This is a genomic window from Bacillus sp. AFS001701 (assembly GCF_002559405.1).
Taxonomy (GTDB): Bacteria; Bacillota; Bacilli; order Bacillales; family Bacillaceae_G; genus Gottfriedia.
Genome location: NZ_NTZO01000199.1, coordinates 1 through 23,467, shown reverse-complemented (window position 1 = coordinate 23,467; position 23,467 = coordinate 1). Strand labels below are relative to the sequence as shown.

The window sequence follows — 23,467 nt, the reverse complement described above, 5'->3', positions numbered from 1 at the left end:
TTTGATAATTTATTTTTAAGCTTTTATAATAATAAGAACAAGCTGTTCATATTTTAAATAGAACTTGTCCAATCCTAGCGATCATTTCGATTAACTTATCTTCGAAACGAAAGTAGGAATTTTTTTTGTACCTAAAATAAGAATGGAGGATGAACATGGTTAAGCTCTATGTCCTGGCGGTTGTCATTGGTGGAGTGACCGGATTTATTTTTCACATCCTGTTTAACAAAGGTACGATTATGCTCCCGGTGAGACGAAAGAAAGGCTTTTATTTAGGTTTTCTTGCAGATATTTTATTTGGAGCAACAGCCGCGACATTATTTGTTTCTTTATTTATACCAGAAAACATGTTAAAAGATATGCGGATGGTAATCGGATACTGTATATTAGCTGGTCTCTCATCTCAAAGCTTTCTTTTAAGCAGGGCTCTTAACACTGAACGGGAAAGGGTAAGTTCACTGCATAATATTTCTAAGCAAATTGTGTAGTATTTTCAATAATTTACTTGGCAAAAGATGAAGGAGGCATGTAATGAGGCTAGTGCTAACACCCGAAGAGAAAGCCATTTATTTAGATTTATTAGAGGATTTATTAAATGCTGATACTGAATACGAAATTAAAAGTATCGAATTCCAAGTCATAAGCTTTTTAAACAACATAAAAGAATCTAGAAAAAATGTTGAAGATTTCGATGAAAAAGCGGCAGCTGCTCAATTCGTACGTGCTGGTAAATTGAAAAGTTAAGCAAGCAAAAAAAGAAAGCAAACAGAATAAAATAGAAAACACCCCTAATGTCGTATAGTTAAACTATATAACATTAGGGGTGTTTCTTTTTTGTAGATTTAGAGAAATCTTAATCTTTTTCCTCGATTTTGAGATTACTAGATAATTAGCGAGAATGATGGAGTAAAAATTTTAGAATTTATAATGCGTTGAAGTTCAAGTTAGTAAACTTAACTGACTAGTTATTAACATAGATGGATATTGCACTTTTCCAATTGGTTTAGTGCATTTTTTTCCTGGCATGTGAATTTATAGGATAAATAGTGTACAATAATTGTATTACTACAGTTTAAAAATAGGATAAATCTGATAAAAATAAGAGATACAGTTTATTGAACGGAGTGAATTAATGAAGATTTCAACTAAGGGAAGATACGGACTGACAGTTATGATTGAATTAGCTAAAAGATATTGTGATAAACCAATTTCACTCAAGAGTATTGCGAAAGCACAAAATCTTTCTGAGCATTATTTAGAACAAATTATTTCATTATTACGTAATGCAGGATTAGTTAAGAGTATTCGTGGAGCATATGGTGGGTATATTTTAACAAAGGAACCGAATGAAATTTCTGCAGGTGAAGTGATAACTGCACTTGAAGGATCATTATCTCCAATCGAAAATCTTGAAGATGAAAATCCTGCACAAAGAGAGTTATGGACTCGTGTTCAAAAAGCGATTAATGAAGTGTTAGACCATACGAGTCTTGAGGATTTAGCAAAATTAGAATCTGATGATTTAAATGGATATATGTTTTATATTTAATTTTAGTGCGTTCAAAAATAGTTGAACGCTTCATAAAGAAAGGATTTAATAAAAATGGAACGTATTTATGTAGATCATGCTGCGACTTCTCCAATGCATCCAGAAGTAATTGAAAAGATGGTTGTAGAAATGCAAGAGACTTTTGGGAATCCATCTAGTATTCATTCATTTGGCCGACAAGCTCGCCAAAAGATTGATACAGCACGCATGATTTGTGCTAATAGTATAGGATCAAAAGTTAACGAAATTATTTTTACAAGCGGTGGAACGGAAAGTGATAACCTTGCTGTTTTAGGCGCTGCTTTTGCGAATCAAAAATATGGTAAGCACATTATTACCTCAAGCATCGAGCATCATGCTATATTACATACATGCCAGGCTCTTGAAAAGGAAGGCTTTGAGGTTACGTATTTACCTGTTGATCATACAGGTCGTGTGAATGTAGAGGATGTAAAGGCCGCACTGCGTGATGATACAATTTTAGTATCAATTATGATGGTTAATAATGAAATCGGAACAGTTCAACCAATTAAAGAAATTGGTGAACTTCTTAGTGACCATAAAGCTCATTTCCATACAGATGCAGTACAAGCTTACGGCTTAATTCCAATTAATGTTGAAGAACTTGGAGTCGACTTTTTATCCATTTCCTCACATAAAATTAATGGACCTAAAGGTGTAGGTTTTCTTTATGTAAGTGAAAATGCAATTTTTACACAATTACAATATGGTGGACAGCAAGAGCGTAAACGTCGTGCGGGTACAGAAAATGTTCCTGGTATTGTTGGATTAGCTAAAGCAGTAGAAGTAATTCACATCGAAAGAGATGAACGGATAGAAAGCTATTTGCGTTTCCATGAAATTTTAATGAATGTTCTAAAAGAAAATGGCATTCGTTTTGAAAAGAATGGAAATGACTCGTTTTTTGCACCACATGTGTTAAACTTATCATTTGAGGATATTTCAATTGAATCATTTTTGGTAAACCTTGATTTATCAGGCATAGCAGCTTCAAGTGGGTCTGCTTGCACAGCTGGTAGTATAGATCCATCACATGTTTTAGTTGAAATGTTTGGAATAGATTCACCTAAAATACGTTCTTCGGTTCGGTTCAGCTTTGGTTATGGAAATACAGACGAACAAATCCGTATACTTGGAGAACGTGTATCTTCAATTGTAAAAAGATTAGTTAAAATATAAATTTTTATAGTGCGAGGGGATATTATTTATGAATAAAAAAGATCCAAAAGACACTCGCGTAGTAGTAGGAATGTCAGGTGGTGTAGATTCGTCTGTAACAGCATATTTATTGAAACAACAAGGATATGATGTCATCGGTATTTTTATGAAAAACTGGGATGACACAGATGAATTTGGCGTATGTACAGCAACTGAGGATTATGAAGATGTAATTGCAGTTTGTAATCAAATAGGAATTCCGTATTATGCAGTGAATTTTGAAAAGCAATATTGGGATAAAGTGTTTACCTATTTCTTAGATGAATATAAAAAAGGTAGAACACCAAATCCAGACGTAATGTGCAATAAAGAAATTAAGTTTAAAGCATTTCTTGAACATGCAATGGAGCTTGGAGCAGATTATGTAGCGACAGGTCATTATGCTGGAGTTGAGTTTCGTGACGGAGAATATAAAATGTTACGAGGAATTGATAGCAATAAAGACCAAACTTATTTTTTAAATCAACTTGGTCAAGAACAACTATCGAAAGTTATGTTTCCACTTGGAGGCTATTTAAAGCCTGAAATCCGTAAAATTGCTGAAGAGGCAGATTTAGCGACAGCTAAGAAAAAAGACAGTACTGGAATCTGCTTCATAGGTGAACGTAACTTTAAAGAATTTCTAAGTAATTATTTACCTGCACAACCTGGTGAAATGAGAACAATGAACGGGGAAGTTAAAGGTAAACATGATGGACTTATGTATTATACAATTGGTCAACGTCATGGACTTGGAATCGGTGGAAATGGTGACCCTTGGTTCGTTGTAGGAAAAGACTTAAAAAATAATATTTTATTAGTTGAACAAGGTTTTCATAATGAGTTGCTTTATAGTAATGAAGTACTTGCTTCTGATATTAGTTGGACATCAAATAAACCGAAAGAAGGTTCATTTATATGTACTGCTAAATTCCGTTATCGTTCTGAAGATAATGAAGTAACAGTTCACATTTTAGATGATAACTCCGTAAGAATTCTTTGCCACGAAAAAATTCGTGCAATCACTCCAGGACAAGCCGTTGTATTTTACGACGGGACAGACTGTCTAGGTGGAGGAACAATTGATCGTGCATTTATCGATGGTAATGAATTAACTTATTTAAGATAAATCTATTTACCCCAATCATAATGGTTGGGGTTGTTTTTTTGAATGGAAATACATAATTTATCGTAGAAATTTTGAAGAAACGTTCCTTTGAAATGTATACTATGGTGTGATAGTGTTAAATAGATATATTAAGTTTCTTAAACTGATTAAGTACAGAAAATGGAGTCTATCAAAAATAATTGAAAGAAAATACATAGAGGTGTCATATATGAATAATTTTGAACGTGGAGTAGCAGCCCTGCAAGAAGGTAACTTAGAGGATGCAGCTAATTTTTTAACGAAAGAAATTGAAGAAAATCCTACTAATACATTAGCGTATGTTAATTTTGGTCAGCTTTTACTATCGATGGGAGATGTCGAACGAGCTTGTCGTTTTTTTGAAAAGGCTTTAGAAATTGATCCAGAATTGGCTGCAGCGCATTATGCAGTTGGAACAGTGTATTTTGAAGATGGAAAGTTTGAATTAGCTAAAAAACATTTTCAACATTGTGTGAAACTTGGCATGAATGATAGTGATGTCCATTTTATGATTGGATTATGTTGTGTTAATAATGGAGAAGATCGTTTTGCACTTCCATTTTTTCAACGAGCGATTGAACTAGATGATAAAGATGTTGACGCATTATTCCAATATGGCCTTACTTTAGCTAAATTAGAAATGTTAGATGAAGCAAAAATTAATTTAGAAAAAGTTTTACAATTAGATGAACTTCATGCTGATGCACATTATAATCTAGGCATAATTGCGATGTTTAATGATCAAGTTACTATTGCGAAAGACCATTTTAATAAAGCGATTGAAAGTCAAGATGATCATATGCTTGCGATGCATGCTTTAAAAGTAATTGAAAATAAAGAAGTAGATTGAAACTAGTTTAGTTGTGTAAGTTCGGGGAGGTGGAGAAATGCAAACCCAAAGTGAAATGGAATTGTTTGTTGATGAGACACCATATATTAAAGGGCATATCACAACAATCATCTTTTATAATGTAGAAAATTTTTATACTGTTGCAAAGGTAAAAGTAGTTGATACAAATTTATCAAATTGTGAACAGGAAATGACCATTACTGGGAATATTCCAAGGATGAATGAAGATGAAACATATACATTTAAAGGGATTGTAAAAGACCATCCGAGGTATGGTAAACAGTTTCAAATTTCATCATTTGAAAAAGAACTTCCATCTACTAAAAAAGGTGTTATTCAATATTTATCATCAGATTTATTTAAAGGAATTGGAAAGAAAACAGCTGAGAAAATCGTTGATCATTTAGGTGAAGGTGCAATTAATAAAATTTTAGATAATGCAGATAGCCTAGAAGGTGTTCCCGGGCTGGCAAAATCGAAAGCTACAGAAATTTATGAAACAATTCTATCTCATCAAGGTCTTGAAAAAGTAATCAGCTTTTTAAGTAGCTACGGTATTGGAACGGGTTTATCGATTAAAATTTATAAGACTTATAATGAATCAACTCTAGATGTTATCAGAACAAATCCATTTAAGTTAATTGAAGATGTGGATGGGATTGGGTTTGGAAGAGCAGATGAAATTGGTCGAGCAATCGGTATTACAGGGAATCATCCAGATCGGATACGAGCGGGTTGTATTTATATTTTAGAACATTTATCAATGCAAGAAGGACATGTTTATATAACGCAAGATCAGTTTATTGATGAAACTAGACAATTATTAATGAAACAGGATAAAGAACTTGTCGAAGCAGTCGACATTTCTCGGGAAATGAAACGATTGGTAGCAGACGGAAAGCTAGTAATGGAAGATGAGAGAATCTATTTAGCTGCACTTTATTACGCTGAGAAAGGCATTGTAAATGCGATCCAAAAGTTATTAAGCAGTGCTCCAGATTTAGGAGAAATGACTGAAACTAGATTTACAAAAGAGCTAGAAGACCTCGAATCAAAAATGAATGTAAAATACGCCCCTTCACAAGCACAAGCAATCAAAAAGGCTATGGAGTCAGCTATGATGGTCCTTACAGGTGGTCCAGGGACAGGTAAAACGACAGTTATTAAAGGAATTGTTAATCTGTTTTCAACAATCCATGATTTATCATTAGATCAGCATTCTTACCCGAAAGATGATCCATTTCCTTATTTGCTTGCTGCACCTACAGGTAGAGCGGCAAAAAGAATGAGTGAAGCAACTGGATTACCGGCAGTAACAATCCATCGTTTACTCGGTTGGACAAGAGAAGGGGAGTTTAGCCATCATGAGGAAAATCCTTTAAATGGAAAGTTACTAATTATTGATGAGTTTTCAATGGTCGATGTTTGGTTAGGGAATCAACTACTCAAAAGCATTCCAGAAGGATGCCAAGTCATTTTTGTAGGGGATGAGGATCAACTACCTTCTGTTGGCCCAGGTCAAGTCTTAAAGGATTTATTAAACTCTGGTACAGTTCCAACAGTACGATTAAAAGATATTTACCGTCAATCAGAAGATTCTTCGATTATTACGCTTGCACATTATATAAAAGATGGAACAATATCCGAGGATTTGTTTGAACAAAGAAAAGATCGTTCATTTATCGGTTGTTCAAGTCAACAAGTTGTTGAAGTCGTCAAAAAAGTGTGTGAAAACGCCAATAAAAAAGGTTTTCCTGTAAGAGATATCCAAGTATTAGCACCGATGTATCGAGGCCCAGCAGGAATTGATGCTCTAAATGAAGGGCTTCAAGAAGTGTTTAATCCTAAAAAAGAAAAGCAACGTGAAATGAATTTTGGTGATACAACTTTTCGTACAGGTGATAAAGTTCTCCAACTCGTAAACATTCCTGAAAATAATGTTTTTAATGGAGATATGGGTGAAATTGTAAACATTTTTTTCGCCAAAGAAAATGTAGAACAACAAGATATTATAATCGTTTCATTTGATGGAAATGAAGTGACGTATACTAGACCCGATTTTTCTCAATTAACTCTTGCTTACTGTTGTTCAATTCATAAGTCTCAAGGTAGTGAATTTGATATTATTGTGCTTCCAATTGTCAAAAGTTATTATCGAATGCTTCGAAGAAATTTAATTTACACTGCAGTGACAAGAAGTAAGAAGTTCTTAATCATGTGCGGTGAACAAGATGCATTTATTCAAGGCATTGGAAGAACAGATGATGGTCAAAGACAAACTACTCTATGTATGAAACTAAAAGGGATTGAAAATGGTGAAGTACAGCTAAACGAGGATTTACCATTTCAGCTATCAGACGAATTACCAAATCTTTCACCTTATGATTTCATGTAAATGACTAAGAATATATAGTGCAAGACGATTCCTGTACTAACGTATATTTTTATGAAAATTTGGTCACAATGCTTAGAAACATTGCCTTTTTAGGCTAAGGGAGCGAGCGTTGTGATTTGTCCAAATTGTCATAGTAAAGACTTAGGGAAAATAGGTGTAAATCAATATTATTGTTGGGGATGTTATATTGAACTAACAATTAATAAAGGCATAATTTATACCCACCAAGTTGAAGAAGATGGTACGTTAAGTTCGTTGGATGATTTATTTGACGAAGAGGATCGAAAACTTAGTATGTAGGAGTGGGTAATTGATGGCTAGAAAAAGCTCTTTATTAGGTTTAGGTTTAGGTGCAGGTGCACTTGCGATGAAGTTAATGTACGATAACAAATGGCTTACTTCAAAGAACATGAAACGTATGAGAAAGTCATTGAAAAAAATGCTTTAATTTTTTTAGGCACATGTCTTTAAGGGCATGTGCTTTTTTATTGTCGAAAAAGAGTTAGACAATTAATTACTAAACAACCTTGTCAATTAAATAACCAAATTTTCGTAAAGGAGTTTAGTGAGATTGATTTCCACTGCGGGATGCTCGCTTTCCATTGGGCGAGACCTGAGCCTCCTCGTCACGTACGTTCCTGTGGGGTCTCAGGCTTCCCGCATACCCTATAGGAGTCGAGCATCCCTTCAGTTCCAATCAATTTATTCATCAAAAAATGGTTGCACTAAAAACCTAATTTAATATCCGTTACTTAGAGTAGCATACAGCATAGTAATCAGTTTGTAGGTCAATTAAGATCGAACTTCAACGTATTATTATAATCATTTTAAAATGTTTTTCTAAAAATAAGCTCTTATATATTTTTAACTTCTCAAGATTAAACAATTACTTGAGTTTGTTGATCGTATAAAACCTCTCAAACATATAACATATAAAATCATTATTGGATAAAAAATGAATTATCTCTGAAAAAGGATATGTGCTTTGTTTTTTCAATGTATTAAATCCAATCCTAATTATACATTCCAAATATATTTAAAAGTTTTCATTGAGTAAATGAACATCTTCTTTTATCATTTATAAAAACATGGAAAAGGGATGGTAAATATGGGAGTGGGAGTTAGGCTTGTTAAGAATGATTTGAAGTATGCAGAGCAGGTTTTTGAGTTATCATCAGATCCAGGTGTGAAAGATGTATTGGGAATAAAAGTAGATCATATTGATGATACAATTGGATTTATTAGCTATATTGTTCAGAAGGAATTAGAAGGTAAGGTTATAAATCGGATAATATTGAATGAGCAAGATGAGGTAGTCGGTATAACAACTTTAAAGCACATTGACCGAGGAGATGGAATTTGTCATATGGGTACTTGGATAGGGGTTCCATTTTGGGGGAAAGGGTATAATGAAGCTTCAAAAATTGAAATTTTAAAAATTGCTTTTAACGAGTTGAAAATGGACTATGTTTTTGCTGGTGCAAAAGAGTCAAATACTAGGTCAAGGCGTGCACAAGAGAAATTAGCTTATATGACAATTGGTGTAGAGAAGGAATTTCCAAATGAACAAATAATTGTTGAACAAGAGGCAAAAACGAAATGTGTATTGAATGTTGTGAAGAGAGAAGAGTTCTCAAAATTTTTAACAAGTCACATAATTTAATTGAAAACCTCCATACTATTAACAGTATGGAGGTTTTTTTATGGACGGTATAAAGTTAAAATGGATCTATCGGTTATGTTTAATTTTGCTAATTGGATTAGTTGGAATTGTTTTTTATTATTTAAAACCGGTTTATTTACATATTGTAATTGGTGTTTTAAAATCGATGGTTCCATTTTTGATTGGGTTAATCATTGCCTATTTGTTACATCCTGCAATTGAATATATTCATAATAAAGGGATAAAACGAGTAATAGCCATTTTATTGATTTATTTATTATTTTTTGGAGGATGTGTATTAGGGCTTTATTTATTACTCCCTATTTTTAAACAACAGTGGCAAGATATTTTAAGAGCTTTTCCTAAAGTAATGGCATTATATGATAATTTCTTATCAAAAATCGAACGAAAGACTTCAAGGATGCCAATTTTTCTTCATAACCGTATTGATTTAATGATTAATGGTGCTGAAAAATCGGGATTATCATTATTGAATAAATCTGGTGAATGGATGAAGCAATTAGTAAATAATATTATTTCACTATTTATCATTCCGTTTATCGTTTTTTACTTTTTAAAAGATTATAAGGTCTTATCGAATATGTTTTGGAAAATTATCCCTTACAAATGGCGATATGAAGCAAAAGGTTTAGCGAAAGAACTTAATAATACATTTGGAAAATATATTCGTGGTCAAATATTAGTATGTTTTTTACTGTTTGTGTTAGCAACAATATTTCTATGGATTGTTCGAATGAAATATGCTCTAGTATTAGGAGTGGTAATTGGAATAACAGATATTATTCCGTATTTCGGACCGGTTATTGGGGCTGTACCAACTCTGTTTTTAGCCGCTTCGGAAGGGACCAGTTTATTAATTAGAGTAGGGATTACATTAATTATTTTACAATTGATCGAAGGAAACGTTCTTTCTCCAATGATAATTGGAAAATCAATTCATACTCATCCAGTTATAATTATGTTTTCATTATTAGTTGCAGGTGAAATAGCTGGTTTTATAGGTTTGTTAATTGCTGTACCAGTATTAGTTGTCATCATTTCTGTTATTCGTTATTACAGTAATAGAAAAGAACGTCTCTCAACTTGACTTTCATTTTTGACAATGATACTATTTTTTCATACAATTTATATTTGCAAAATTTTGAAGGAACAAGTATGTCACTAAACCATTTAAGCTTATGCAAAAGAGAGAAGTTTCCTAGGCTGAAAGAAACTTTAATGAAGGGTGACAGAAAAGCTACTCCTGAATGCAGCTAATCACTGACGCGTCAGACCACGTTACGGTCTCTTGAGGTGATGAATAGACTTCGAGGCATTTTGCCTAAGCAACAAGCTTTCTATTCATAATCAGGGTGGTATCGCGAGTACATCTCGTCCCTGTTTTAGGGACGGGATTTTTTTGTTTTTATAACATTATAAATTTACTAAATGGAGGTTAATATAATGAAAAAGCTAACTGCTGCTCAAATTCGCCAAATGTACTTAGATTTCTTTAAAGAAAAAGGTCATACGATTGAGCCAAGTGCATCTTTAGTACCAGTAGAAGACCCAACTTTATTATGGATTAATAGTGGTGTAGCGACATTAAAAAAATATTTTGATGGTCGTGTAATTCCAGAGAATCCAAGGATAACAAATTCACAAAAATCAATTCGAACAAACGATATTGAGAATGTTGGGAAAACAGCTCGTCACCATACATTTTTTGAAATGTTAGGTAATTTCTCAATCGGAGATTATTTCCGTGAAGAAGCTGTAACATGGGGCTGGGAGCTTTTAACTTCATCTGAATGGTTTGGTTTTGAAAAAGAAAAATTATACGTTACTGTTTATCCTGAAGACAAAGAAACGTATGATTTATGGATTAAATTAGGATTAGATCCTGAGCATATTATCCTGTTAGAAGGTAACTTCTGGGAAATTGGTGAAGGACCATGTGGACCATGTACAGAGATTTTCTATGATCGTGGAACAAAATATGATCCAGAAAACATTGGAATTAAATTATTAAAAGAGGATTTAGAAAATGATCGATATTTAGAAATTTGGAATATTGTATTCTCTCAATTTAATTCAAAAGATGGTTTAGACCGCAAAGAATACCCAGAATTACCAAACAAAAACATTGATACTGGCATGGGCTTAGAACGTATGGCAAGTGTATTACAAGAAGTAGACACAAACTTTGACACTGATTTATTTATGCCAATTATCAATGTTGTTGAAACAATTTCTGGTCAAAAATATCGAAATGGACAATTAGATCAAGATACTGCTTTTAAAGTAATTGCTGACCATATTCGTACAGTATCTTTTGCTGTTGCAGATGGCGCTCTTCCTTCAAATGAAGGTCGCGGATATGTATTACGTCGATTAATCCGTCGTGCTGTTCGTTTTGCTAAAAAATTAGGTATTGAACGTCCATTTATGTTTGAACTTGTTCCAGTTGTTGCAGAAATCATGGAAAGCTACTATCCAAATGTGAAAGAAAAAGTACCGTTCATTCAGAAAGTAATTAAAAATGAGGAAGAGCGTTTCCATGAAACATTACATGAAGGATTATCACTTCTTACAAATGTAATGAAGGATGCAAAAGCAAAAGGAAGTACTGTAATTAAAGGTGAGGATGTTTTCCGACTTTATGACACATATGGATTCCCAATTGAATTAACAGAAGAATATGCAGAAGAAGAAGGATTAACAGTTGATCATGACGGTTTCGAAGTTGAAATGGAAAAACAACGTGAGCGTGCTCGTTCTGCAAGACAAGATGTTGACTCAATGCAGGTACAAAGTGAAGCACTTCGTGAAATCAAGGAAACATCAGCTTTTGTAGGTTATAGCGAAGGTTCGGTAAAATCTACAGTTCTTGTTCTAGTACAAGACGGAGAAAAAGTTGAAGATGTAGCAAATGGCGAAGAAGCGCATTTAATACTTGATGTAACTCCTTTCTACGCTGAAAGTGGAGGTCAAATTGCAGACCGTGGAACTTTAACTGCTCCTGGTTTAAAAGTAGAAGTGCTTGATGTTCAAAAAGCTCCAAACGGACAAAATTTACATCGAGTGAAGGTTGTTGAAGGTGCGTTATCGGTTGGTGCTAAAGTTGAATCAACAATTAATAAAGCTAATCGTTCAAGTATTGTAAAGAACCACACAGCTACTCATTTATTACACCAAGCATTAAAGGATGTACTTGGAACTCATGTAAATCAAGCTGGTTCATTAGTAAACCAAGAACGCTTGCGTTTTGACTTCTCACATTTTGGTCAAGTAACGTCTGAAGAACTTGAAATAATTGAAAAAATTGTGAATGAAAAAATTTGGGAAAGCATTCCAGTTCAAATTTCAGAAAAAGCAATTGCTGAAGCAAAAGCAATGGGAGCAATGGCATTATTCGGTGAAAAATATGGTGATGTAGTACGAGTAGTACAAGTTGGAGATTATAGTCTTGAGCTATGTGGTGGATGTCATGTTGATAACACAGCATCAATCGGTACATTTAAAATAATTTCTGAGTCAGGTATTGGAGCTGGTACGCGCCGTATTGAAGCAGTAACTGGCAAATCAGCTTACGAATATATGCAAGAACAAATTGGTCAACTAAAAGAGGCAGCTGGCCTATTAAAATCAAATACGAAAGACGTTGTTGCTCGTATTGAAACTTTACAATCAGATTTAAAACAAGTACAAAAAGAGAATGAATCACTTTCTTCAAAATTAAGCAATATTGAAGCAGGAAATATTAGTAATAACGTTAAAGAAGTAAATGGAGTAAAATTCGTTGCTGCTAAAGTAAATGGAGCAGATATGAATAGTCTTCGCACAATGGTTGATGACCTTAAGAATAAGGTTGGTTCTGTTGTTGTATTACTTGGTTCTGCTAATGAAGGTAAAGTAAACTTAATTGCTGGCGTTACAAAAGATTTAGTAGGTCAAGGATATCATGCAGGAAATTTAATAAAAGAAGCTGCTTCAATTTGTGGCGGAGGAGGCGGAGGCCGTCCCGATATGGCTCAAGCTGGCGGTAAAGATCCTTCGAAATTAGACGAGGCTGTTGCTTTTGTTGAAAAATGGATGAACACGATTTCTAAATAATACAAAAATCGTGTACAATAACAGATATAAAAATTTTTAGCTGATTCGTAACTGAGTAATAAAAATGGTACAATGTAATTAGCTAAAAATATACGGATAAGTGGGGTGCTTTGTATGGATTCATTTGATAAAACGATGAAGTTTAGTTTGCAAGATGAAGGTCAAGATATACGAGTTAATGAAGTTTTGTTAAAGGTTCATGACGCGTTACAAGAAAAAGGCTATAATCCAATCAATCAAATAGTAGGATATTTATTATCAGGTGATCCTGCATACATTCCTCGTCATAATGACGCAAGAAGTATGATGAAAAAATTAGAACGTGATGAAATCATTGAGGAATTAGTTAAATCTTACTTACAACAACATCGTGGAGAATAATTAATGAGAGCACTTGGGCTAGATGTAGGTACTAAAACAATTGGTGTAGCTGTAAGTGATGCTCTTGGTTGGACAGCTCAAGGTATTGAGACAGTCAAAATTGATGAAGAACGTCAGAAATTTGGACTAGACCGACTAAAAGAAATCATCGACAGCTACGAAGTCGAAAAAATAGTTGTAGGCTTACCTAAAAATATGAACGGAAGTATTGGAGAACGCGGTGAAGCTTGTACCCGTTTTGGAAAAATGATTGAAGAAGAATTCAATCTTCCGGTTATACTATGGGATGAAAGACTTTCAACAATGGCTGCCGAACGTTTTCTAATCTCTGCTGACGTAAGTCGTAAGAAAAGAAAACAAGTTATCGATAAAATGGCAGCAGTAGTTATTTTACAAAACTACTTAGATAGTATAAAGTGATAAAGAAGAATGGAGATTGGCCGACAATAAGAGTATTTACAGTATTACTTATTGAGCGGCCCCTCTAACTATTCACTTATACATAAAAGGATAAATAATTGAGGTGATATAAATGGAACACGGTGAAGACAGACAAATTACAATCATCGATGAGGAAGGTAATGAGATTCTTTGTAATATTATCATGACTTTTGAATCAGATGATTATGGTAAATCATACGTTATTTATAGTCCAGTTGGACAAGAGTTTGATGAAGATGGAGACCCAATCTACCATGCATCTAGCTTCATTCCTGCAGAAGATGGTGAAGATGGAGAGTTATATCCAATCGAATCTGACGAAGAGTGGGAAATGATTGAAGAAGTATTAAACACTTTCTTTGACGAAGAAGAAGGAGAATAATATCTCTGGATTTAAAAATGCTAAGCGCTTATAAAAGTGTTTAGCATTTTTTTATGTAGAAAATTGCCGATTTAGCACATAATTGTAGTATACTATAACGTGGAAAAGGAGGTAGATAAGTTTGTCATTTAATGATTTTGATAAAAATGGATACAAGAATATAAATAAAAAAAGCAGAGGTATGCGTATTTTTACATATTTAATTATTGCTTGTATTGTCGTAGTTGGAGCGGGTTTTGCAACTTATAAATATATGTTAAAACCTGTTAATTCAGCAAATAAACAAGTTAAATTGGTAACAATTCCTGAAGGAAGTTCTGTAGATAATATTGCAGCAATTTTTAAAAAGAAAAACTTAATAAAAAATACATCAATTTTTAAACTATATGTGAAGTTGCATAACAAGGCTAGTCTAAAATCAGGGAATTATCATTTTAGCGAAAACCAAGGAGTTGCAACGATTGTAAACCACTTACAGGTAGGTGGTAAATATCAAGTTGCAGTTAAGGATTTAATGATTCCTGAAGGTTCTCAGTTAAACGAAATCGCAGCGATTATTGCAAAAGAATTTAAATTAGATCAAGCAGCTGTACTAAAACAGTTGAATGATAAAGCATTTATTCAGGGGCTACAAAAAAAGTTTCCTCAATTAATAACGAATGATGTTTTTAAACCTGGAATTCGCTATCCATTAGAAGGGTACTTATATCCTTCAACTTATATGTATGGGGATTTTACTCCGAGCTTAGAGGAAATTATCACTCCTATGCTAAATGAAACAGTGAAAATTTTAGATCAATATAAAACAGAAATGAGTAACAAAAAACTTACGCCTCATCAGACATTAACAATGGCCTCGTTAATTGAGGAAGAAGCAACTGGTACAACCGATCGAAAGTTAATTTCAAGTGTATTTTATAATCGACTTAAAATAGGAATGCCATTACAAACGGATCCAACAGTTTTGTATGCACTAGGTAAACATAAAGAACGTGTATTATATAAAGATTTAGAAGTTAAATCTCCTTTTAATACTTATTATGTTAAAGGGTTACCTGTAGGACCAATCGCAAGTGCTGGTGTTGATAGTATAGTAGCTGCTCTTGAGCCTGCCAAATCAGATTATTTATATTTCCTTGCTGATAAGACAGGTAAAGTAATCTTTACAAAATCGTTAGCAGAACACAATACAGAAAAAGAAAAGCATATAAAATAAAAAGTTGGAAATACTTGTATATTATAGTAAACTCGTCGATTGACAAGCCTTTTAGGCGAAGACTTAAGACATAGTTGCACTTATACTTTATTCCTAAAATTGGCAACAACGTCGATTACTCTACCTTGCTGCCAATTTATAACTTTTTTTAAAGTGAAAATATTAAATTCCTCAGTAGTATAAATAGTCTACTGAGGAATTTTGTAAATTAAAAAATAGTGAAAGCGTTGCAACTATTCTTGGTACTAGCCAAGGGTCTTTTTTTTATGTTAGAATATTACGGGTCTAAAAAAATTCAGATACACAGAAATTTTACTTACACCTTGTTTTAAGACAAGGTTGTATTTCTATTGGAGGCTTTATAAGCAATGAATGACGTTTTAGTTCGTCAATACTTGGCGAATTTTTATAAACATAGAGAACCTTTTATAGAAGAAATGGAAACATATGCATTGGAGCATCATGTGCCGATAATGGATAAAGCAGGCATGGAATTTATGCTTGGTTTGCTATATTTAATACAGCCAACTTCCATTCTTGAAATTGGTAGTGCGATAGGTTATTCAAGTATTCGAATGGCAAAAGAGTTTCCAAATGTGAAGATTGTTACAATGGAGCGAAATGCAGAGCGAATTCGAAAAGCAAAAGAGTTTATTGAGCGAAGTGATTACAGTAATCGAATTCTACTTTTAGAAGGTGATGCTTTACTTTTAAAAGAAAAGTTGCCTGAGAACAGACAATTTGATGTTATTTTTATCGACGCAGCTAAGGCTCAGTATAAACGATTTTTTGAGTTATATGAGCCTTTGTTATCGGACAGAGGTGTTATCATTTCAGATAATGTTTTATTTAAAGGCCAAGTTGCTGAAAGTGCGGATTTAGTTGATGATCGACGAAAGAAAGCTTTAATAAAAAAGATTCAAAATTACAATGAATGGCTAATGAATCACCCTAAGTATGATTCGACAATTATACCAATTGGTGATGGAGTTGCTATTAGTAAGAAAAGGGGAGTTAATAATGATTAAGCCTGAATTATTAGTTACGCCAACTAACCTAAATGATATAGATAAATTAGCTGATGCTGGTGCAGACGCAGTTATTATTGGTGAACAACGTTTTGGATTACGCTTAGCTGGCGAATTTAATCGAGAAGCTGTAAAAGAAGCAGTAGAAATTGCACATAAAAAAAATGTAAAAGTATATGTAGCGATGAATGGCGTTTACCATAATGAAATACTTGATGAAATTGAAGATTATATTGCTTTTTTAAGAGATGCAAAAGTGGATGCAATTGTATTCGGAGATCCTGCAGTTCTTATGTCAGTACGTGCAATTGCACCTAATATGCAATTACATTGGAATACAGAAACAACGGCTACGAACTGGTTTACTTGTAATTACTGGGGTAAACGTGGATCAAAACGTGCAGTATTAGCTAGAGAATTAAGCTTTGAAGCTGTCGCTGAAATTAAAGAAAATGCAAAAGTGGAAATCGAAGTACAAGTACATGGAATGACTGCTATGTTCCAATCAAAACGTTCACTTGTTGGTAACTACTTTGAATACCAAGGAAAGAATTTAGAAATCGTGGAGCAAAAGAAATTTGAAGAAAATATGTTCTTAGTTGACCACGAGCGTAATAATAAATACCCAATTTTTGAAGATCAAAATGGAACTCATATTATGAGTCCTAATGATATTTGTATTGTTAACGAGTTAGAAGAATTAGTTGATGCAGGTATTGATTCATTCAAGATTGATGGTGTCTTAAAATCTTCAGAGTATATCATTGAAGTAACAAAACTATACAGACAAGCTATAGACCTATGTGTAGAAGACCGTGAAGCATACGAAGAAATCAAAGACGAACTTTTCGACAAAATCGAAGCAATCCAACCTGTAAACAGACCACTGGACACAGGATTCTTCTTTAAAGAAACAGTGTATTAATAGAGGTAAGATTTATGATGGAAAAGCAGGAAAGCCAGGGAATTCTAGAACTAGAACCTTGTACCTTACCTGTATTAAAGAGGAGGACTAATAATGGCAATTGGACAATTAGATAAAATAGTTGATGGCAAACGTGTAATCGTGAAGAAACCTGAACTATTAGCACCTGCTGGTAATTTAGAAAAATTAAAAATTGCAGTAAGATATGGCGCAGATGCTGTATTTATTGGTGGTAGAGAGTTTGGTTTACGTTCGAATGCAGATAACTTCTCTATTGAAGAAATGGCTGAAGGAGTAGAGTTTGCAAACAAATTTAATGCGAAAATTTATGTAACAACAAATATATTTGCTCATAACGAAAACATGGACGGATTAGTTGAGTATTTACAAGGCATTGAAGCTGCAGGTGTTACAGGTATTATTGTAGCTGACCCATATATTATTGAAACATGTAAAGAAGCTGCACCTAAATTAGAGGTACATTTAAGTACACAACAATCTTTATCAAATTATCGTGCTGCACAGTACTGGAAAGAAGAAGGATTACATCGATTAGTATTAGCACGTGAGACGAGCTATGAAGAAATAAAAGAAATTAAAGAAAAAGTAGACGTTGAAATTGAAACATTTATTCATGGAGCAATGTGTATTGCTTATTCTGGACGTTGTACGTTGAGTAATCATATGACTGCACGTGATTCGAACCGTGGTGGATGCTGTCAATCATGTCGTTGGGATTACGATTTAGTTCAAACTGAATCTCAAAATCCGGATGCTTCAGAAAATGCTTTATTTGCTGAAGAAGATGCACCATTTGCAATGAGCCCGAAAGATTTAAATTTATTACGTTCAATTCCTAAATTTATTGAAATGGGTGTAGATAGTTTGAAAATTGAAGGACGTATGAAATCAATTCATTACGTAGCAACAGTTGTATCTGTTTATCGTAAAATAATTGATGCATATTGTGCTGACCCAGAAAACTTTGAATTTAAAGAAGAATGGGTTGAAGAATTAGATAAATGTGCGAATCGTGACACTGCTTCTTCATTCTTTGAAGGATTCCCAGGAATGAAAGAGCAAATGTATGGAAATCATAGCAAAAAAACAACGTATGATTTTGCAGGTCTTGTATTAGACTATGATGATGAAACTGGTATCGCAACAATCCAACAACGTAACTACTTCAAACCAGGTGATCAAATTGAATTCTTTGGACCTGAAATTGAAAACTTCAAACAAACAGTTGGTGTAATTGTTAATGAAGATGGAACAGAAGTAGACGCTGCAAGACATCCATTAGAAATTGTAAAAATTAAAGTGGATCAAAAAGTTTATCCTTACAACATGATGAGAAAAAAGTTAGTTTGATAAGAAAGAGGGATTGAAGTATGGGGAATAAGCCCATTGTAATTGGAATTGCTGGAGGGACTGGCTCTGGTAAGACTTCTGTAACAAAAGCAATTTATGATCAATTTAAAGGTCATTCAATTTTAATGATTCAGCAAGATTCTTATTATAGAGATCAAACGCATTTACCAATGGAAGAAAGATTGAAAACAAATTATGACCATCCATTAGCATTTGATAATGATTTGTTTATTGAGCATATAAAAGATTTATTGCAATACAAAGCAATTGAAAAACCTGTATATGACTATACAATTCATACAAGATCTTCAGAAACAATCCCTGTAGAGCCAAAAGAAGTTATTATTTTAGAAGGTATTCTAGTTTTAGAAGACGAGCGTTTACGTGACTTAATGGATATAAAGATATTTGTAGATACGGATGCTGACTTACGAATACTTCGTCGAATACAACGAGATATAAAAGAACGTGGAAGAACAGTCGATTCTGTGGTAGATCAATATGTAAATGTTGTACGCCCTATGCATAATCAATTCTGTGAACCATCTAAGAAATTCGCAGATATTATCATACCAGAAGGCGGTCAGAACTTTGTGGCTATTGATTTAATGGCTACAAAAATTCAGACTATACTTGAAAGAGTAAGTGTATTATAATACGTTCATATAAGAGAATAATTCCTAAATATAATTTTGGAAAGATGGAGAAGCATTTACTTCTTCATCTTTCTATATAAAAGAATGCGTTTTCATAAGTTGAATGTTTCATTAATTATTCTCATACACTGTTTGTACAACTACATTGTATAAACATATATTTAGAAGTTCTACATAAAAGAAACGGTGGATACTAAAAGGAGTGTACAAAATGGCTAACGAAAAAAAATTCCCTATGACTTTAGCTGGGAAACAAAAATTAGAACAAGAATTAGAAAATTTAAAAACAGTAAAGCGTGCTGAAGTAGTAGAGCGTATTAAAATTGCTCGTAGCTTTGGTGACCTTTCAGAGAACTCTGAATATGATGCTGCAAAAGATGAACAAGCATTTGTTGAAGGTCGTATTACAACTTTAGAAAATATGATCCGTAATGCTGAAATTATTACTGAAAATAATGATGCATCAGATACAGTAACTTTAGGTAAATCGGTTACTTTCTTAGAATTACCAGCTGGTGACGAAGAAACTTACACAATTGTCGGTAGTGCTGAGGCTGATCCATTTGAAGGTAAAATTTCAAATGATTCTCCAATCGCAAAAAGCTTATTAGGCAAAACTGTTGGTGAAGAAGTGACAGTTTATACTCCTGGTGGAGATATGCAAGTAAGAATTATTGCTGTTAAATAATTTGATTTGTTTAACAATTTAATTGTTTGAAAAAAGAACACCCCGTCTACACTGTAGATGAGGTGTTTTTTATATGCATAGACGGATAAAAGCCATATTAATTATTATTTCGTTACTATTTTCATTAATCGTATACAGATGTTTAGATATTAGTGTACTTCATCAAAAGAATTTTGGCCCACAAAAGGTAAATTTAATCGAACGAAGTGTTGCTCAAAGAACATTTCAGTTTCGGATTGATAATGGACGTGGAAAAATACTTGACCGCAATGGAAAATTATTAAGTGCAGCATATACTCCAAAAGTTATTTTATTTCCATTTTTAAAAACAATCGATTGGCCGATTGATAAATTATCGTCGATTACAGGAGTACCGGTTGCAAATATTAAAAATCAGTTTAATGGTAAAAAAGAACCTTTTACATTAGAAGGAATGACAAAAACATTAACATCGGAAAAAATTGATGAAATAAATAATTTACATGTTTCTGGATTAATTTCCATGTTGTCTCAAGACAAAGACGATAAACAATTGGCAGAACACCTAATTGGAATAGCTAGAGAAAATAAAGAACAATATGAAAAACAGTATGAAAGTGATCGAGATTATAAGCCTAAGGAATTTGGAGTAATTGGTTTAGAAGCTCAGTTTGAAGATTTCTTAAAATCTGATGGAACATCTAATTTAATGCTTCACGTAGATAATTTAGGTAAACCGATGTTCGGAAATGAAGTAAAATATGCGAAGCCTAGTAATCCATTTTATCCTGTTTCCCTTTCAACTACATTAGATAAAGATTTACAACAAATATTAGAACAAACTGTCGACCAAGCTAAACTTCAAAAAGGTGCTGCAGTGCTAATTGACGTAAAGACTAACAATTTATTAGCGATGGTTAGCCGACCAAATATGAATTTCCAAAATTTATTTTCATCGAATGATAATACAGCGACTAATTATGCACTATTAGCTAGTACACCTGGTTCAGTCTTTAAAACAGTTGTAGCGGCTGCCGCAGTAGATCAAGGAATTGTGAAAGAAAATCAAATGTATAATTGTAATAATAATCTAGTCGGTAAATACGAAGATGAAGAGAAAAAGCGAAAAGGTAATTTAAATTTTAAACAAAGTTTCTATGAAAGTTGTAATTACACATTTGGCCAATTAGGTAAGCAATTAACTTTAAAAAATAAAGATATGTTTCAAACATATGCCAAAAAGCTAGGTTTAGATGGTCCAGTAGGATGGACAGGATCTGTCTATCATGAGTCTAGTTTTAGTCAATTTCAAAATGAAGGTAAACCAACTTATTTTGTAGGAAACTATTTAAGTGATAAGCTCTTAAATACTTCCATTGGGCAACAGGATGTAAAAGTATCCCCTTTAGCTGTAGCTAATATGATGGCTACTATTGCACGAGGTGGGAGCCCAAAACAAGTAAAAGTAGTAGATTCTGTATTATATAAAAATGGTACAGAAATGTTTAAATTCCCAGAACAGACATTAACTGATGATTATCTAGCTCCAGATTCAATGGAACAATTAAGAGAGTTACTTCGAGGTGTCGTTACGGATGCGAAGGGAACGGGAAATCGATATACTAGTTTGCCTTACACTTTAGCAGGGAAAAGTGGTACAGCGGAAACAAAAGTAGTAGATGGTAAAATTGTTGAACAAAACAAATGGTTTGCAGGTTATTTTCCATTTGATAAGCCAAGATATGCATTCGCTGTAGTTAGTTTAAATGTTTCAAACGAAGTTACATCAACCTCTGACACTGTTACAAGTTTAATAAAATCTATATATAACTTTGATAAAAACCACACAAAATAGCTATTTTTAATTAATTAACTCTATGTTAAAATAGGGAAAAATTAGTTGTTTTTGGAGGATTTTGTCAATGTCTTCGATTGAACCAAACAAAAGGGCCCAAAAATTAAGACGAGTACGAAGAGGAAATTATTTTTACAGGATACTACTTATTCCACTTCTTTTTGGAATCATCTATTTAGGGATAAAAATTACTTTACCAATCGTCAACCAACAAAAGATAGAGCCTAATACTGCAAAAGCTAAGATTACTACGATTGCTCAAGAACCAAAGCAAATGACTGATATACCGAATCCATATCAAGCGAAATATCGTGAAAAAGTAAATGAGATTATTAAAGGTTCAATAAATGATGAAAATATTATAGAATCCACTGTAAAAGAATGGACACCGAACAAAACAAGACAAATTGAGCCTCATACAGTTCACTATAGTCATAAGTCTCAGGACTTTTATGAAATGGAAGAAGCAGTATCAAATGCGATTTCTTTAACAAAAGAAGATTATTCAGTTTGGCATATTGGTCAAGGATATGATCAGCAAAGTATAAAAATATACGTTGCCACAAACGACTTAAGCTATAAATATGTCGTATACTTACACTGGGTTGTAAAAGAAGGCTGGCTCCCTATTTTGGTACAAGAAGTAAACGAGTTAGAGTATTAAAACGAGGGAATTCTCTACAGGAGCAACTGTAAGCTTACACCACATGGTAAGCGAGCTCCTATTAGGTAAAACAACGTCCTTCTTTTTAAGAATTAAAGTGTTTTTTGTTGTCCGCATTCTTAAAGATGAATGATATGTCGCTATATGGTAAAATGATTAAAGTTTGAAAGAGAAAGTAGGGAAATGATAGAATGAAAATAGCTATTATTGGAGCAATGGAAGAAGAAGTACATGTATTACGTGATAAATTAGACAACCTGAGAAAAGAAGAAGTTGCAGGTTCAGAATATAACATAGGTACATACGAAGGAAAAGAAGTAATTTTATTAAAGTCTGGCATTGGTAAAGTTAATGCAGCAATGGCAACAGCAATACTTTTAGAAAAATATCAGCCTGATGTTGTTATTAACACAGGATCTGCAGGCGGACTTCATACTGACTTAAATGTTGGCGACGTTGTTATCTCAACTGAAGTGCGTCATCATGACGTAGACGTTACTGCATTCAATTATGAATACGGACAAGTTCCAGGTATGCCAGCTGCATTCCCTTCTGATGATAAATTAAAGTCTATCGCTAAAAAATGCGCTGAAAAAATTAATGGTATCCAAGTTGTTGAAGGATTAATCGTTACTGGAGATTCATTTATGAACGATCCAGTAAGAGTTGACTTCGTTAAAGAGAAATTTGGTGATTTGTATGCTGTAGAGATGGAAGCAGCTGCAATCGCTCAAGTTTGTTATGCTTTTAAAGTGCCATTTGTTGTAACACGAGCATTGTCAGATATTGCTGGTAAAGAATCAAATATTTCATTTGATCAATTCCTTCATACTGCGGCTGTTAATTCAACATTAATGGTTGAAGAAATGATTAAAGCGTTATAAAGTGTTTAAAGAAAGATGTCTTATAGGCATCTTTCTTTTTTTATTAAAATACATTTGAG

At 33.3% G+C, this 23,467-nt stretch carries 24 protein-coding genes; all 24 read left to right on the top strand.

What is annotated here, in order from left to right; genetic code table 11:
- The first annotated feature begins 155 nt into the window (after positions 1–155).
- The 24 genes from CN514_RS13990 (at position 156) to mtnN (ending at position 23,408) form a co-directional block, all read left to right on the top strand.
- Positions 156–488, top strand: coding sequence for a DUF4257 domain-containing protein (locus CN514_RS13990; protein WP_056472677.1), 333 nt, complete (start codon positions 156–158; stop codon positions 486–488).
- Between the two features lie 43 nt (positions 489–531).
- Positions 532–744, top strand: coding sequence for a hypothetical protein (locus tag CN514_RS13985; RefSeq protein WP_056472680.1), 213 nt, complete (start codon positions 532–534; stop codon positions 742–744).
- A gap of 388 nt (positions 745–1,132) precedes the next feature.
- Positions 1,133–1,549: a cysteine metabolism transcriptional regulator CymR gene (gene cymR, locus CN514_RS13980; protein ID WP_056472685.1), complete on the top strand. Its 417-nt coding sequence runs from the start codon at positions 1,133–1,135 to the stop codon at positions 1,547–1,549.
- Positions 1,550–1,603: 54 nt separating this feature from the next.
- Complete coding sequence (locus tag CN514_RS13975) at positions 1,604–2,749, top strand: cysteine desulfurase family protein (RefSeq protein WP_098233121.1); 1,146 nt, start codon at positions 1,604–1,606, stop codon at positions 2,747–2,749.
- A gap of 28 nt (positions 2,750–2,777) precedes the next feature.
- Positions 2,778–3,896: a tRNA 2-thiouridine(34) synthase MnmA gene (mnmA, locus tag CN514_RS13970; RefSeq protein ID WP_098233120.1), complete on the top strand. Its 1,119-nt coding sequence runs from the start codon at positions 2,778–2,780 to the stop codon at positions 3,894–3,896.
- A 208-nt stretch (positions 3,897–4,104) separates the two neighbouring features.
- Positions 4,105–4,764, top strand: a complete 660-nt coding sequence (locus CN514_RS13965) for a tetratricopeptide repeat protein (RefSeq protein WP_098233119.1) — start codon at positions 4,105–4,107, stop codon at positions 4,762–4,764.
- A gap of 37 nt (positions 4,765–4,801) precedes the next feature.
- Entirely contained in the window at positions 4,802–7,159 is a 2,358-nt protein-coding gene (recD2, locus tag CN514_RS13960) for an SF1B family DNA helicase RecD2 (RefSeq protein WP_098233118.1), read from the top strand.
- Between the two features lie 111 nt (positions 7,160–7,270).
- Positions 7,271–7,459: a hypothetical protein gene (locus tag CN514_RS13955; RefSeq protein WP_069035137.1), complete on the top strand. Its 189-nt coding sequence runs from the start codon at positions 7,271–7,273 to the stop codon at positions 7,457–7,459.
- Positions 7,460–7,472: 13 nt separating this feature from the next.
- Positions 7,473–7,607, top strand: a complete 135-nt coding sequence (locus CN514_RS13950; protein ID WP_082459514.1) for a DUF3918 family protein — start codon at positions 7,473–7,475, stop codon at positions 7,605–7,607.
- Positions 7,608–8,267: 660 nt separating this feature from the next.
- A complete protein-coding gene (locus tag CN514_RS13945) occupies positions 8,268–8,822 on the top strand; it encodes a GNAT family N-acetyltransferase (protein WP_098233117.1) in 555 nt (184 codons plus the stop codon).
- Between the two features lie 40 nt (positions 8,823–8,862).
- Entirely contained in the window at positions 8,863–9,930 is a 1,068-nt protein-coding gene (locus tag CN514_RS13940; protein ID WP_098233116.1) for an AI-2E family transporter, read from the top strand.
- A 356-nt stretch (positions 9,931–10,286) separates the two neighbouring features.
- Positions 10,287–12,938, top strand: coding sequence for an alanine--tRNA ligase (gene alaS / locus CN514_RS13935; protein WP_098233115.1), 2,652 nt, complete (start codon positions 10,287–10,289; stop codon positions 12,936–12,938).
- A gap of 114 nt (positions 12,939–13,052) precedes the next feature.
- A complete protein-coding gene (locus CN514_RS13930; protein WP_056472706.1) occupies positions 13,053–13,319 on the top strand; it encodes an IreB family regulatory phosphoprotein in 267 nt (88 codons plus the stop codon).
- Positions 13,320–13,322: 3 nt separating this feature from the next.
- Complete coding sequence (gene ruvX, locus CN514_RS13925) at positions 13,323–13,739, top strand: Holliday junction resolvase RuvX (protein ID WP_097979021.1); 417 nt, start codon at positions 13,323–13,325, stop codon at positions 13,737–13,739.
- Positions 13,740–13,851: 112 nt separating this feature from the next.
- Positions 13,852–14,142 (top strand): DUF1292 domain-containing protein, encoded by a 291-nt coding sequence (locus tag CN514_RS13920; protein WP_098233114.1) that lies wholly within the window; start codon positions 13,852–13,854, stop codon positions 14,140–14,142.
- Between the two features lie 121 nt (positions 14,143–14,263).
- Positions 14,264–15,358, top strand: a complete 1,095-nt coding sequence (gene mltG / locus CN514_RS13915; protein ID WP_286141680.1) for an endolytic transglycosylase MltG — start codon at positions 14,264–14,266, stop codon at positions 15,356–15,358.
- 368 nt (positions 15,359–15,726) lie between these two features.
- A complete protein-coding gene (locus CN514_RS13910; RefSeq protein ID WP_097979020.1) occupies positions 15,727–16,386 on the top strand; it encodes an O-methyltransferase in 660 nt (219 codons plus the stop codon).
- Positions 16,379–17,311 (top strand): peptidase U32 family protein, encoded by a 933-nt coding sequence (locus CN514_RS13905; protein ID WP_098233113.1) that lies wholly within the window; start codon positions 16,379–16,381, stop codon positions 17,309–17,311. The genes CN514_RS13910 and CN514_RS13905 overlap by 8 nt, the downstream gene beginning before the upstream one ends.
- A 93-nt stretch (positions 17,312–17,404) precedes the next feature.
- The gene (locus tag CN514_RS13900) at positions 17,405–18,682 is read left to right on the top strand and encodes a peptidase U32 family protein (RefSeq protein ID WP_098233112.1); all 1,278 of its coding nucleotides are present in this window, start codon (positions 17,405–17,407) and stop codon (positions 18,680–18,682) included.
- A gap of 20 nt (positions 18,683–18,702) precedes the next feature.
- The gene (gene udk, locus CN514_RS13895) at positions 18,703–19,338 is read left to right on the top strand and encodes a uridine kinase (RefSeq protein ID WP_056472723.1); all 636 of its coding nucleotides are present in this window, start codon (positions 18,703–18,705) and stop codon (positions 19,336–19,338) included.
- 211 nt (positions 19,339–19,549) lie between these two features.
- Positions 19,550–20,026 carry a transcription elongation factor GreA gene (gene greA / locus CN514_RS13890; RefSeq protein ID WP_098233111.1) on the top strand — a complete coding sequence of 159 codons (477 nt, stop codon included), beginning with the start codon at positions 19,550–19,552 and terminating at the stop codon, positions 20,024–20,026.
- Between the two features lie 73 nt (positions 20,027–20,099).
- Positions 20,100–21,860: a peptidoglycan D,D-transpeptidase FtsI family protein gene (locus tag CN514_RS13885; protein ID WP_098233110.1), complete on the top strand. Its 1,761-nt coding sequence runs from the start codon at positions 20,100–20,102 to the stop codon at positions 21,858–21,860.
- A 67-nt stretch (positions 21,861–21,927) separates the two neighbouring features.
- Positions 21,928–22,524, top strand: a complete 597-nt coding sequence (locus CN514_RS13880; protein WP_098233109.1) for a YrrS family protein — start codon at positions 21,928–21,930, stop codon at positions 22,522–22,524.
- A 191-nt stretch (positions 22,525–22,715) separates the two neighbouring features.
- A complete protein-coding gene (gene mtnN / locus CN514_RS13875; RefSeq protein WP_097979014.1) occupies positions 22,716–23,408 on the top strand; it encodes a 5'-methylthioadenosine/S-adenosylhomocysteine nucleosidase in 693 nt (230 codons plus the stop codon).
- The last annotated feature ends 59 nt before the right edge of the window (positions 23,409–23,467 follow it).